The 12,408-nt window shown below is 67.0% G+C and carries 14 protein-coding genes; 9 read left to right on the forward strand and 5 right to left on the reverse strand.

Annotated elements, in window-relative coordinates; all coding sequences use genetic code 11:
- Nucleotides 1-160: 160 nt before the first annotated feature.
- The 7 genes from HUN07_RS08130 to HUN07_RS08160 all read left to right on the forward strand — a co-directional run bounded on the left by HUN07_RS08130 (nt 161) and on the right by HUN07_RS08160 (nt 8,158).
- Nucleotides 161-1,357 (forward strand): RtcB family protein, encoded by a 1,197-nt coding sequence (locus HUN07_RS08130; protein WP_174909003.1) that lies wholly within the window; start codon nt 161-163, stop codon nt 1,355-1,357.
- 179 nt (nt 1,358-1,536) lie between these two features.
- Nucleotides 1,537-2,565 (forward strand): extracellular solute-binding protein, encoded by a 1,029-nt coding sequence (locus tag HUN07_RS08135; protein WP_174909005.1) that lies wholly within the window; start codon nt 1,537-1,539, stop codon nt 2,563-2,565.
- A gap of 35 nt (nt 2,566-2,600) precedes the next feature.
- A complete protein-coding gene (locus HUN07_RS08140; protein ID WP_174909007.1) occupies nt 2,601-3,593 on the forward strand; it encodes an ABC transporter ATP-binding protein in 993 nt (330 codons plus the stop codon).
- Nucleotides 3,590-5,350, forward strand: a complete 1,761-nt coding sequence (locus tag HUN07_RS08145) for an ABC transporter permease (protein WP_114718360.1) — start codon at nt 3,590-3,592, stop codon at nt 5,348-5,350. Before HUN07_RS08140 ends, HUN07_RS08145 begins: the two co-directional genes overlap by 4 nt.
- A gap of 103 nt (nt 5,351-5,453) precedes the next feature.
- Nucleotides 5,454-6,299 (forward strand): hypothetical protein, encoded by an 846-nt coding sequence (locus HUN07_RS08150; protein WP_174909009.1) that lies wholly within the window; start codon nt 5,454-5,456, stop codon nt 6,297-6,299.
- A gap of 2 nt (nt 6,300-6,301) precedes the next feature.
- Nucleotides 6,302-7,066: an endonuclease/exonuclease/phosphatase family protein gene (locus HUN07_RS08155; protein WP_174909010.1), complete on the forward strand. Its 765-nt coding sequence runs from the start codon at nt 6,302-6,304 to the stop codon at nt 7,064-7,066.
- 96 nt (nt 7,067-7,162) lie between these two features.
- Nucleotides 7,163-8,158: a LacI family DNA-binding transcriptional regulator gene (locus tag HUN07_RS08160; RefSeq protein WP_114718361.1), complete on the forward strand. Its 996-nt coding sequence runs from the start codon at nt 7,163-7,165 to the stop codon at nt 8,156-8,158.
- Between the two features lie 87 nt (nt 8,159-8,245).
- On the opposite strand, the gene HUN07_RS08165 is transcribed toward HUN07_RS08160, so the two are convergent.
- The 5 genes from HUN07_RS08165 to HUN07_RS08185 form a co-directional block, all read right to left on the reverse strand.
- Nucleotides 8,246-8,431, reverse strand: a complete 186-nt coding sequence (locus tag HUN07_RS08165) for a hypothetical protein (protein ID WP_174909012.1) — start codon at nt 8,429-8,431, stop codon at nt 8,246-8,248.
- A gap of 26 nt (nt 8,432-8,457) precedes the next feature.
- On the reverse strand, nt 8,458-8,937 hold the full coding sequence (locus HUN07_RS08170) for an SRPBCC family protein (protein WP_174909014.1): 480 nt from the start codon (nt 8,935-8,937) through the stop codon (nt 8,458-8,460).
- Nucleotides 8,934-9,107: a hypothetical protein gene (locus HUN07_RS08175; RefSeq protein ID WP_174909016.1), complete on the reverse strand. Its 174-nt coding sequence runs from the start codon at nt 9,105-9,107 to the stop codon at nt 8,934-8,936. The genes HUN07_RS08170 and HUN07_RS08175 overlap by 4 nt, the downstream gene beginning before the upstream one ends.
- A gap of 60 nt (nt 9,108-9,167) precedes the next feature.
- The gene (locus HUN07_RS08180; protein ID WP_114718364.1) at nt 9,168-10,088 is read right to left on the reverse strand and encodes an SDR family oxidoreductase; all 921 of its coding nucleotides are present in this window, start codon (nt 10,086-10,088) and stop codon (nt 9,168-9,170) included.
- A 78-nt stretch (nt 10,089-10,166) separates the two neighbouring features.
- Nucleotides 10,167-10,931, reverse strand: a complete 765-nt coding sequence (locus tag HUN07_RS08185) for an AraC family transcriptional regulator (protein WP_174909018.1) — start codon at nt 10,929-10,931, stop codon at nt 10,167-10,169.
- Nucleotides 10,932-11,030: 99 nt separating this feature from the next.
- Between HUN07_RS08185 and HUN07_RS08190 the strand changes: the two genes are divergently transcribed.
- Nucleotides 11,031-11,831 (forward strand): sulfite exporter TauE/SafE family protein, encoded by an 801-nt coding sequence (locus HUN07_RS08190; RefSeq protein ID WP_217487210.1) that lies wholly within the window; start codon nt 11,031-11,033, stop codon nt 11,829-11,831.
- 78 nt (nt 11,832-11,909) lie between these two features.
- On the forward strand, nt 11,910-12,386 hold the full coding sequence (locus HUN07_RS08195) for a VOC family protein (RefSeq protein ID WP_174909022.1): 477 nt from the start codon (nt 11,910-11,912) through the stop codon (nt 12,384-12,386).
- The last annotated feature ends 22 nt before the right edge of the window (nt 12,387-12,408 follow it).

A 12,408-nucleotide genomic window follows, 5' to 3' on the forward strand; every position in this document is an offset into this window, starting at 1 on the left:
CCACCGTCCTGTGGATGCGCTCGCCGGTCCCGATCCATTGAACGCCGTCGCGCGGATATTCGCTTGCCCGGTCCCGAAATCGCTCTACGGTGGGACTACCAATCATTCGGACGACGCCGCGGGCGATCCCCGCGCGATCGTCCACGACCGGAGTAGGACAGTGACCCCCACCGAGCACGGCCACAACCTGTTGAACTTTGCCAGCCACGTCGACGACACCGCCCTTGCACAGGCGCGGGAAACCGCGTCCATGCCGTTCGTGTACCCGCACGTGGCGCTGATGCCGGACGCGCACAGCGGCAAGGGATCCGCGGTCGGAACGGTGATCCCGACCCGCGGCGCGGTGATCCCGGCGGCGGTCGGCGTCGATATCGGCTGCGGAATGATCGCTGCCCGAACCCAGTTCGACGCCGGTGACATCGAACGAGCCGGCGCCCGCGGCCGGACGCTCCATGCACTCCGCCTGCGGCTCGAGGATGCAATTCCGTTGTCCCCGGGCAACTACAACCTCACGGCATCCCTCGGGGAATGGTTCGCGGAGCCGAAGATCGCGGAACTCGAGGAGCGCGCGGCGAAGGACGGCGTGGACCTGTCGCACTCCCCGAAGTGGCGTGAGCAGTTGGGGTCCCTCGGTGGCGGCAACCACTTCATCGAGCTGTGCCTCGACGAACAGGATCGGGTGTGGATGTTCCTGCATTCCGGGAGCCGAGGAGTGGGCAACAAGATCGCACAGAAGCACATCGCGATCGCCCAGAAGCTGTGCCGGACATGGCACATCGAGCTGCCCAACCGGGACCTCGCCTACCTCGCGGAGGGTGCGCCCGAGTTCTGGGCGTACATCCGGGAACTGCGGTGGGCGCAGCGGTTCGCGCTCCTGAACCGGGCCGAGATGATGGACCGCTACAGCGCGGTACTGGGGGAGTGGATCGGTGAGGGGGTGGTCGAGGCTGAGCGGATAAACAGTCACCACAACTACACCGAGCAGGAGGAGCACTACGGCGAGAAGGTGTGGCTCACTCGCAAGGGCGCGGTCAACGCCCACGAAGGAGTGGACGCCGTCATCCCGGGTTCCATGGGCACCCGCTCCTACGTGGTCCGGGGGAAGGGCAGCAAGCCCGGACTGTGCTCCGCCCCGCACGGCGCCGGCCGCAGGTTCTCCCGCACACAGGCCCGGAAGCGGTTCACCGTGGCGGACCTGGCCGAGCGCATGCAGGGGATCGAGTACCGGCACGGCGCCGAATGGATCGACGAGATCCCCGACGCCTACAAGGACATCGACGTCGTCATGGACGACGCCCGTGATCTCGTCGAGATCCGCCACGAGTTGCGGCAGATCCTCAACCTGAAGGGCACCTAGAAGGTTCGTCGACCAGGGGCCCGGGATCGTTCCCGGGAACGATCCCGGGAACGTTCCCGTCTGTTCACTCAGCGGTGCCGATCGCGCCACCGCCGTGTCGGTTCGACCATTGACGATCACTTTCGGAACGAGGTCCCCGAGAGTGAGGTCGTGTGATGGTGAAGCGGTCGGTGTTGGCAGTGGGTGCAGCTGCCTTGGCGGGTGTGCTCGCACTTGCTGGGTGTTCGTCGGGTGGTGGAGGGGAATCGAGCGCGGATTCGATCCTGGTCTATTCGCCGCAGGGCGAGGGGCCGCGAGGTGAGTACATTGCGTCTCACGCCAAAGATGCTCTCGGTCTCGATGTTTCGTTCGTCTCCGGTGGCGGCGGCGAGCTGACCGAGCGGCTGCTCGCGGAGAAGAACAATGCCCAGGCCGACGTCGTTCTCGGGCTCGGCGAGGCACAGCTGAACCAGATCGGGGCTGCCGGTGTGCTGGCCGACTACTCGCCCGTCTGGCGAGATCTGGTGCCCGGCGAGTTCGACTCGGGCACCGGGGCCTTCACCCTGTTCTCTCAGACTCCGATCGTGATGGCGTACAATCCGGCAGCTCTCGACGCGGCGCAGGCGCCACGCAAGTGGGAGGATCTGGCGGACGAGCGGTTCGCGAACAAGTTCGTGTTCCCGAGCGTGACGAGTCAGACCGGGCAGGCTGCGGTCGCGGGGATCTTGTGGCCCCACACCGACCGCGAATCGGGTGAGGTCACGGATGCGGGCTGGGACCTGCTGACTCGGATTCTGCGGAATGCGGTACCGGTCGCATCGGGCCAGAAATTCGACTGGAACCGGGTCACCTCCGGAGAACAGCCGGTGGTCGTGAACTGGCTCGGCGGCATCGAGACCGGCGCGAAGGACAACGGGCTGGATCTGCGTGTGGTCGATGCCGAGGGTGGTTCGCCCTTCGTGTCGACCGGCATCGGTCTGGTGGCCGGCAGCGATCGCGCAGATGCGGCGAAGCGCTTCATCGATTGGTTCGGGTCGGCCGAGGTCCAGGCGGACTTCGTGAAGACGACCGGCAGCGACACCCCGGTGAATCCGCAGGCGCTGGCGCAGCTACCGGAGGCCGAGGCGGCACTGGCGGAGATCGGCAAGCAGGACATCGACTGGGGCGTCGTGGCGCCGCGAATGTCGTCGTGGCTCGAGCGGATCCAGCTCGACATTCTCGGCGGCTGAGCGGTGCCGGTGCAACGGGGAGTGAGTGTCCGACGATGATCGGTATCAAGGGTGTACAGGTCCGGTACGGCGACAAGACAGTGATCCCCCCGCTCGACCTCGAGGTCGGCAGTGGCGAGTTCGTGGCGCTTCTGGGGCCGTCCGGGTGCGGTAAATCGACGCTGCTCCGGGCCCTCGGGGGATTCGTCCCGATCTCGTCGGGCTCCATCGTCGTCGACGGTCGCGACGTCACCGCGGTCGAACCGGAGCGGCGCGGAATCGGCTTCGTGTTCCAGAGCTACGCGCTGTTTCCGCACCTGACGGTGGTGCAGAACGTGCAGTTCGGGTTGAAGGTGCACAGGCTGCCCAGATCCGAGGTCGTCTCGCGCACCTCGGAAGTCCTTGAACTGACGGGACTGGACGCGTTCGCGAACGCGACGCCGAGTGAACTGTCGGGGGGTCAGCAGCAGCGGGTCGCGATCGCCAGGGTCCTGGCAACGAAGCCGTCGGTGATGCTGATGGACGAGCCCCTGTCGAATCTCGATGCACGGCTGCGGGTCACGTTGCGCGATGAGATCAAGCGCCTGCACCGCGAGCTGGGTGTGACGACCGTGTACGTCACCCACGACCAGGAAGAGGCGTTGGCGCTGGCAGACCGGGTGGCGGTGATGAACTCCGGCCGCATCGAGCAGGTAGACAGCCCGCACGCGGTCTACCACTCGCCGGTCAACCGCTACGTCGGCGAGTTCGTGGGCTCGATCGACGTGCTCGAATCCGGGACCAGGGCATTGTTCGGCGTGGCCCGGGGAGGTCAGCTGGCGCTACGTCCCGAGCGGCTGCGGCTTGCCGACGGAGCCGGGCTCGACTGCGTGGCCGGCGGCACCGTCACCGACGCCGCGTTCCTCGGCTCGACGACGCGCTACCGCGTCGAGATCGGCGGGCAGGGACTGACGATGCTCGCCGGCTCGGACCGCAACGCGGTTCTCCACGTCGGTGACGAAGTGCGGTGCGGTTTCGACCTGCCCGATCTGATCGAGCTGTCGGCATGACCGGGACGACGGCGACGCCGACCGCGACGACGACCTCGCGGTCCGGTGGCCTCACCCGCCGTGTGAAGCGACTGTTGTTCGCCGCTGCGGTCGCCGCGTTCGGGTGGTTCGTCGTGACGTTCCTGTTCTTTCCGAATCTCAGCGTGATCGATGCGGTACTGCGCTCGGACCACGGATCCGTCGGACAGGTCGCGTCGAGGTTGATCGACTCGGGCCGGGTCGTGGGTGCCGTGCGCGACACTCTGGTGATCGCGGTGATCTCGACGGTCACGGCGAACGTGGTCGGGATTGCTCAGGTGTTCTTCCTCGAAGCCTTCGCGATCCGTGGAAGGGGTTTTCTCACAGTCGCCTACGCGGTGCCGCTGGTGTTCGGATCCATCGCGGCAGTGACCGGATACGCGATGGTGTACGGCGAGAACGGGCTCATTACCCGAACTCTGCAAGCAGTGATCCCGGGCCTGCCCGATGACTGGTTCTCCGGGATGGGCGCGGTGATCTTCGTGCATACCTTCACCATGACCGGGTACCACTTCCTGTTCCTGCGGCCGGCGATCCGGCGTGTCGACTTCTCGATGGTCGAGGCGGCCCGGTCGCTGGGAATGCGGCCGCTTCCGGCTCTGTTCCGGGTGGTGCTTCCGGTGCTGAAGCCGACGATCCTGGCGTCGGTGCTGATGGCCTTCATCTCGACTCTCACATCGTTCGCGGCGCCGACCATCCTCGGTGGGGCCGAGTTGACCATGATCGCCCCGATGATCCAGTCCCTGTCGGGGCTGGGGCGCATGGACATGGCCGCGCTGCTCGGACTGCTCCTCGGCGCGGCGACGACGGTGCTGCTGGTGTGGGCGCTGCGTCAGGAGCGCCGCAGCGGTGCCGTGATGTCGAGCAAGACGCCGCGGCCGTTCGAGCCGATTCGGCTACGCGGTCGGGGTACGAAGTTCCTCGCCTATGGGGCCGCGTACCTGCTGGCGATCGTCAATCTGGCCCCGCTGGTGGTGACGGCGCTGCTGTCGCTGGCTCCGGTGGAGGCGATCCGTCGCGGCGAGATCAGTCCCGAGCTCACGGTCGAGCACTACGTCCGGATGCTCACGAACCCGACCGCCTATGAGCCACTGGTCAATTCACTCACACTCGCCGTACTCGCCATCCCGCTGGCGCTCGTCATCGGAACAGTCGCTGCGCACCTCTCGTATCGGTCGCGACGAAGGTTCGTCGGTGACGTCATCCAGCTCACGATGTTCCTGCCGTACTTTCTCCCCGGAATCCTCGTCGCGTTGGGGTTCCTCATCGCCTTCGGTGCGGGGAGTGCGCTCGTCGGCGGTCAGGTCCTGGTCGGCACGTACTGGATCCTGCCGCTGGCGTATACCGTCCTGCTCCTACCGGTGGTGTCGCGCTTCGTCACCGCCACCTACGCCGGTCTCGATCCATCGCTCGACGACGCGGCCCGGTCGCTCGGCGCAAGCCCGACGAGAAGGTTCCTGACGGTGATCCTGCCGGCGTTGACGCCAGTGCTCCTGCAGGTCGCAGCGTTGGGGTTCAACGACACCCTCTCCGAGTACACCGTCTCGGTGATGCTCTACAACATCAACAACAAGCCGCTCGGTGTCACGCTCGGAACGCTGGCTGCCGAACAGGATCCGAACCTGGTGGGCCTGACCACCGCCTACGTCGTCACCATCACGGCGCTCTCGATCGTGGTCGTGCTGTTCGCCGATCGCATGGCGCTGCGGGCATCCAGACGTGGGGTCGGCCGACGATGATCCACCAACTATCCAGACGAACAGGAGCTGTCCTCCCGTGCCCGTGAGTCCCGCACCCACCCCCTGCGTCGGAGGGGTTCAGAGTGCCGAACCCTGCGCCCTCGTGGAGCTTTCCGGGGAGAACGCCTACGCGCAGGAATGGTTCATCGCGCCGAAGAGTGCCGTGTCGGCGTGCGAGGACGCTCTCGTCGTCACCGAACACTTCGCCGCCGTCGTCGACGGAATGTCGAGCCCGCTGCGCGACAGGGGACAGGCCCCGAGCGGTCGGCTCTACGCCGAGACCGTCGCCAGGGAGATCGCCCGGCTGGAGCCGAACGTGTCGGCCCGCCGTGCCGTCGACACGATCAGTCAGGCGCTCACACACATCCGGCCCGATCACGCCGGCCCGTCCGGTGCCGTCGCCGCGGTCTACTCGCGGGCGCGCCGCGAGATATGGAGGATCGGCGATATCCACCTGCGCATCGGCGACCGGGTAGTCCCGGGCGAGAAACGCGTGGATCAGGCTATGACCTTGTTCAGAGCGGCAGTCGTTGCGGCCCATGCGGCGGCCGGCGAGTCTCTCGACGCGCTGCGCGATCAGGACCCGGGGTTGGCGGCGAGCCGGCCGTTACTCGAACTGCAACACCACCTCGCCAACCGGGACGCCGCCTTCGGCTACGGAGTGCTCGACGGCAGTGCCGTCCCCGACTGCCATATCGAGGTGTTCCCGGTCGCCGGCGCCGCAACCGTGGTCTTCGCGAGCGACGGGTATCCGGGGCCGGCGGCCACGCTCGCGTGCGCCGAACGCGAACTGTTCGCCGCCATTGCACACGACCCGGCCTGCATCGGCGAGCTGGCAGCCATGGGCAAGCCGCTCCGACCGGGCGCCGAGACCCCCGACGACCGTACCTACCTCCGGTTCGACCCATCGAGTTCGTACGCCGGTTTCGACACAGAGAGAGAGTCCTGACGATGAGCACACTGCGCGTGGTGACCTGGAACGTCCTGCACACGAACCGCCATCAGCGGGTCGGGCTGCTGGCGGCAGCCGTGGCGACCCGCCGCCCGGATGTCGTCCTCCTGCAGGAATCGAACCCACGGCACGCCGAGGACCTCGCGGCGGAGCTGGGCATGCACGTCGCCGCCGTCCCGGACGACGCCGCCGACCTCGTCAGCGTCCCCGCCGTGCTGTCCACACGGGAGCCGTCGGAGGTCCGCGTCGATTGTCTTGCCGGGGACGACGGCCGCAACTACTACCTCACCACCGCGGTGCTCGAGGTGGACTCGACGCGGATCAGAGTCGGCTCGACCCATCTGCGCCACACCCCGTCGGCATGGCAGATGACCGAGACCGGCAGGCGGTTCGCCCGAGATTCGGGGATTCGAATCGACTTCGGCGCAATCGAAGCCACCACTGCGGTGCGGCTGCGGCAGCTGGCCGAGATCGGTGATCTCCTGCATCGGAAGATGGAACCGGTGGATCACGAGATCCTGGGAGGGGACTTCAACCTCGTCCCCCCGACAGCCCCGAGTACGCCGCGATCATCGAGGACCGGCTTCGGGACAGCTGGAACGGCGCCACCGCGGCCGCCCGGGCGACGGTGCTCGCCAGGAACCCACTGGTCGGCGACACGCCCGCGCACCTCCGTTCGGACGGCCCGGCGGCGCGGGCGCTCGACTACACCCTCGACTACCAGTTCCATTCGTCCGGAATGGAAGTGGTTTGCGCCGAGGTGATCGGCGAACCGGACGGTGAGGGCGCCTGGCCGAGTGATCATCTCGGACTGAGCGTCGACTACACGCCGGCGGACCGGGGCGCATCGGGCACCGGACATGGCTGACCGCATCACCATTGCGGATGTCGCGGCCGCAGCGGGGGTGTCGAAGTCGGCGGCCAGCCGTGCGCTGCTGGCGCAGCCCGGCGTCTCCGACGATGCCAGGCAGCATGTCGAGGCGGTCGCGGCCCGGCTCGGCTATATCAAAGATGTACGCGCCCAAGCATTGAAAGCGAAGAACACCAAGATCATCGGAGTGTTCGTCCGATCCGTGCGGCTGTCGTTCTACGGGGAGATGATCGCTCACCTCCAGGAACATCTCGAGGAGGCGGGATTCTCCCTCGCGGTCGGTACGGCATCGGCCGGTACCACGCCCGGCGATGTGCTGGCCGGACTGCTCGGACTGCGGCCCGAAGCCCTCGTCATCGCCTCCGGACGGATGCCCGAGGCGCAGATCGTTCCGGTGGCTCAGCGCCTCCCGACCGTCCTGATGGGGCGCGCGAGCACCTCGCCGTCGATCGGGTCGGTCTGCGACGACGGTCGTGGAGCGGAGGTCCTGGCGGGGCTGATCGCACATGCCGGCCACCGCGCTGTCGGGGTGCTGCATGTGGCCGCGGAGCATTCGACGACACTGCACCAACGATCGACCCGGATGCAGCGGGCCCTGACCGAGGCGGGCATCGACACCGTCGCGATCCCTCGGGCGGCCGCGGGTGACCATCCCGAGCCGGATATTCTTGCCCGCTGCCTCGACGACGTCTCGGTCATCATGTGTCCCAACGACCCCACCCTGCTGAGTACGTGGGAACAACTCACTGCGCTCGGCGTCCGGGTGCCGGACGACATTGCTCTCACCGGATACGACGGGATCGGACAACTCGCCAGCCCCGTTCTGGGGCTGACCACCTGGAGGCAGCCGATCGAGCAGATAACCGCAGCCACGGCCCGGCAGGTTCTACGCCGATTGACCGGTGACAGTCCACCCGAACGCATCGAGCTCCCCGGCGATCTGATCCGTGGACGAACGCTGCCCACGTACCTGCCGCTGGGATGACCCGGCGGATGGCGGTCAGGCCGCCGGGAGCCCGCTCGAAACGACGAACACCCCGGGATCGTCCCGGGGTGTTCGTCGACTATCGGATCAGCTGAACTCGATGGTGCTGCCGAAGTTCAGCAGGTTCCCGATCGTTCCGATCAGCGGGAACAGTGAGATGAGATTGAGGTTCATGGCGGACTCTCCCCTGACCAAGGTTTCGTCGAGCGATTGTGATCGAAACGAAATATAGGCCACGGGTCGCCTCGGATACGGCGTTTTCCCGAAATTCATTTGGACGATCGTCCAAATGAATTTCGTTACGCGGTGCGGGCGAGCATCGCGTCGAGGGCCGCGAAGCTCTCGTTGAGGCCCTGTTCCATGCCGGACTCGATCATTCCGTCCCGGTCCTCCGCCGTGAGGAAGATCGAGTCCAGCACCAACTTCGTGCGGCCGTCGCCGAGGTCGACGAAATCGATGGTCTCGACGGATACGTGAGTAGGCATCCCGTCCCATTCGAACGACCACACGATGCGGTCCTTCGGAGTGACCTCGCGGAAGCGCCCCTCGAAGCCGGAGCTCCCGCCCTCGTGGTGCTCGACGAAGCGCCAGTGCCCGCCCCGCTCGAGTTCCCACTTCTCGATGTCGAGCCTGTTGCCGCGGCCCCACCACTGCGCGAGCAGCTCGGGTTCGGTGTACGCGGCCCACACGCGATCCCGGGGCGCATTCAGCGTGCGTTCGATGTGCAGGCCACGGTCGCCCGGGCTGGTGACAGTCGTGGCGGATGTCTGGCTGGTCATCGATCCTTCTCCGTTCGGTTGGGGTCGTCGTTCTCCAGGAATGCCTCGAGACGGTCCAGTCGCGCCTCGACCTCGCGGTGGTATCCGAGCATCCAATCGAGTTCCTGCCGAAGTGGATTGGTGCCCAGTCGGCAGAACCGGACCCGACCGCGCTTCTCGCTCACCACCATGCTGGCTGCCTCGAGGAGTGCCAGGTGCTTCCTGATCTTGATGCCCCCGGTCGATTGTCCCTAGTACGGAAGGGTTGTGTCGGTGAGCTTTTCGGCCACCGCCCACAGTGACGGTGCGAGGTCGACGCCACGCGAGCTGCGGGGCTGGTCGAGTCGGCGGGTCGGGCCGATCAGTCCCATTCGTCCGCCGGGCCCGTAGTACCCGCCCTGGGCGGCATCGGGACTGGTCGCGGCGAACAGGAGGGGTTCGGCGCCCTGCTGGACATCCTGGGACGGCAGGATCGTGCGGTCGCTGCCCGAGAACACACCGTGCCGCGCCCGGTCCCGGCCCAGGCTCGCGCCCGCGGTCTGCAGGTTGGTGCGGGTGTAGCCGGGATGCGCATACGTGCTGAGCAGATTCCATCCGCGCTCGACCGCGACGCCGGCGAGGTACTGCGCCATCAGCATGTCGGCAAGCTTGGACTGCGCGTAACTCAACGCCGGGCTGTACCGGTGTGCGGAGTGCAGGTCCCGGAAGTTGATTCGTCCGTAGTGCGCCGTGCCGCTGGTCATCGTGGCCACCCGGGGGGCCGGCGCGTCGAGCAGCAGTGGCAGCAGGAGATTGGTCAGGGCGAACGGGCCCAGGAAGTTGGTGCCGAACTGCAGCTCGAATCCGTCGACGGTCTCGAACCGCTCGGGCGGCGACATGACCCCGGCGTTGTTGACCAGGAGGTCGAGGGGGCGTCCGTCGTCGAGGAAACCGGCGGCAAATTCGCGGACGGATCCGAGATCGGCCAGGTCGATCCGGCGGATCTCCAGTTGCGCGTGCGGAAGGTCGTGCATGATCTCCGCGCACGCGGCCTCGCCCTTGCGCGGAGTGCGGCAGGCCATTACGACATGGGCGCCCGCCGCGGCCAGCCGTCGGGTGGCCTCCTTACCGGTGCCGCTGTTGGCGCCGGTGACGATGACGTACCGGCCCTGCATGTCGGGAACGTGGTACATGCGAACTCCCTGGCGATCGATGATTCGCGGGTGGCGTTCGCGTTCCAATCTACCGGTGTGCGCTGACGAGCGAGTGCGTCATCGGGGAGAGAAGCTGCTCGGTGGTGTGCCGAGCAGCTTGGTGAACATTGCCGTGAACGACGCCGGGCTGGCGTAACCGAGGCGGGCCGCGACAGCTGCGACGGGGCGTCCCGTTACCAGTTCGGGGAGTGCGGCGAGGACGCAGGCGCGTCGACGCCAACTCGCCGAACTCATCCCGGTCTCGGAGGAGAACATCCGATCGAGGGTTCGGGTGCTGACGTGCAATGTGTGGGCCCACGCCTGGTTCCGGTCGTGGATGTCGGGGGCGTCGAGGAACGCCTGGCACAGTGCGCGAAGTTCGGGGTGTCCGGGTAACGGTAGTTCCAGCGGCAGCGGCGCGGTGTCGGCGATCTCGTGCAAGAGCAAGGTCATCAGTGCGCCGTCACGGCCGAAGTGGTCGTACCGGAGGGGGACGTCGACCGCGGCGAGGAGCAGTTCCCGCAGGAGTGGACGTACGTCGACGACTCGGCACGCCCGGGGAAACCAGGGCGCCGCCCCAGGCTCGATGTAGAGGCTGCGCGTACTGACGTCGAGCATCGTGACGCGATGCCGGGTGCGGGGAGGAATCAATACCGCTCGGTCCGGCGGTACGGTCCATGTGCCGCAATCGGTTTCGACCTGCATGACGCCGGAGGCGCCGAAGAGGAACTGGGCGCGGCGGTGCCGGTGCCAATCCAGCAGGTGGCGCGGCGGGTAGTCGGTGCCGATGGCGAGGACGGCGCGATCGGTGGTGTCGAGATCGTCGACCGGAACGTTGCGCACCAGAAGACGGTACGCCGGAAGGTGGCGGATTCGCGATAGAGGATGACGGGTCATCGATTGTGCGCCACTCGTGGGGTTCGTAGCGTCGGAGCCGTGAGTATTGCGGTTCTTCTTCTCTTCGGGTGCATCACCGGAATCACCACCGTCGCCTTCGGTTTCGGGGTCGGATTCGTCACGGTTCCGGTCGTGTACTGGTTCGTCGGACGGTCGGCGACGGCGCCCGCGGATACGGCGATGCATGTTGCCGTCGCGACCTCGGCGGCGGTGATGGTGGTCAACGCGACGATCGCGACCTACACATATCGCCGGAACGGCGGACGCCGACTGGCGGGAACGGCGACGCTGCTTCCCGCCCTGGCGATCGGTGGACTGCTCGGCGCACTTCTGGCGACGCGCGTCGACGGGGCGGTCGTTCACGCGTTCTTCGTGGTCTACCTCGTCGCCACCGTCGTCGACGTGTCTGTCAGGCGCGGCTTCCTCGCCGCGCCGGCGACATACCGGCGGTCGCCGGGCGGCGCCGCGACCACGATCGGCGGAGTCGTGGTCGGATCCGTCGCGAGCTTTCTGGGAGTCGGTGGCAGCGTGATGACCGTGCCGATCCTGCGCCGACGAGGGATGTCGATGATCGACGCGACAGGCCTGGCCAACCTGCTGACGCTGCCGGTCGCACTGGCCGCGTCGGTGATCTACGCAACCACCGGCCCCGCAGCCGTCGCGTCGGCGACGGGGCTGCGAGTGGGGCTCGTGGATGTGGCCGCAGCAGGGGCGCTGCTGGCGGGTGCCCTACCGGCCATCGCGATCGTCCGACGGTCGATCGGGCGGATTCCGGACCGGGTCCACGCGGTCGGATACATCGGGCTCCTCGTCCTGGTCGCGGCGCTGATGACGGCTCTCCGATGAGTTTGCCCTGCACAAGCGGTCTGAATATATGAGTATTGGGTGGCCCGTATTCGTCAGGCTGTCGAAAGGGACCATGTCATGCAGAAGATCACTCCGTGCCTGTGGTTCGACACCGAAGGGGAGGCGGCCGCGCAGTTCTACACCTCGGTGTTCAAGAACTCGAAGATCCGGAACATCTCCCGTTACGGCCCCGACATGCACCGACCGGAGGGCCTCGCGCTCACGATCGAGTTCGAATTGGACGGGCAGAACTTCACGATCCTCAACGGGGGGCCCGAGTTCACCTTCGACGAGGCGATCTCGTTCCAGGTGAGCTGCGCCGACCAGTCCGAGGTCGACGCATACTGGACCCAGCTCACGGCCGCTGGTGGGCAGGAGAGCCAGTGCGGTTGGCTCAAGGATCGGTTCGGGGTGTCGTGGCAGATCATTCCTGCCGCCCTGGGTTCGTACATCGGGGGCCCGGACTCCGAGGGGGCGCAGCGGGCCACGCAGGCGATGCTGGGGATGCGCAAACTCGACATCGGTGTCATCCGCGCGGCCTACGAGGGATCCTGACGGTTTGGCCCACACCTGACCG

The organism is Rhodococcus sp. W8901 (assembly GCF_013348805.1).
Classification (GTDB): Bacteria; Actinomycetota; Actinomycetes; order Mycobacteriales; family Mycobacteriaceae; genus Prescottella.

What these genes read in the sequence shown, in the direction of transcription:
- HUN07_RS08140 (WP_174909007.1), top strand. Translation starts at nt 2,601, where the DNA reads ATGATCGGTATCAAGGGTGTACAGGTCCGGTACGGCGACAAGACAGTG.
- HUN07_RS08145 (WP_114718360.1), top strand. Translation starts at nt 3,590, where the DNA reads ATGACCGGGACGACGGCGACGCCGACCGCGACGACGACCTCGCGGTCC.
- HUN07_RS08155 (WP_174909010.1), top strand. Translation starts at nt 6,302, where the DNA reads ATGAGCACACTGCGCGTGGTGACCTGGAACGTCCTGCACACGAACCGC.
- HUN07_RS08160 (WP_114718361.1), top strand. Translation starts at nt 7,163, where the DNA reads ATGGCTGACCGCATCACCATTGCGGATGTCGCGGCCGCAGCGGGGGTG.
- HUN07_RS08165 (WP_174909012.1), bottom strand. Translation starts at nt 8,431, where the DNA reads ATGAATTTCGGGAAAACGCCGTATCCGAGGCGACCCGTGGCCTATATT.
- HUN07_RS08170 (WP_174909014.1), bottom strand. Translation starts at nt 8,937, where the DNA reads ATGACCAGCCAGACATCCGCCACGACTGTCACCAGCCCGGGCGACCGT.
- HUN07_RS08175 (WP_174909016.1), bottom strand. Translation starts at nt 9,107, where the DNA reads ATGGTGGTGAGCGAGAAGCGCGGTCGGGTCCGGTTCTGCCGACTGGGC.
- HUN07_RS08180 (WP_114718364.1), bottom strand. Translation starts at nt 10,088, where the DNA reads ATGTACCACGTTCCCGACATGCAGGGCCGGTACGTCATCGTCACCGGC.
- HUN07_RS08195 (WP_174909022.1), top strand. Translation starts at nt 11,910, where the DNA reads ATGCAGAAGATCACTCCGTGCCTGTGGTTCGACACCGAAGGGGAGGCG.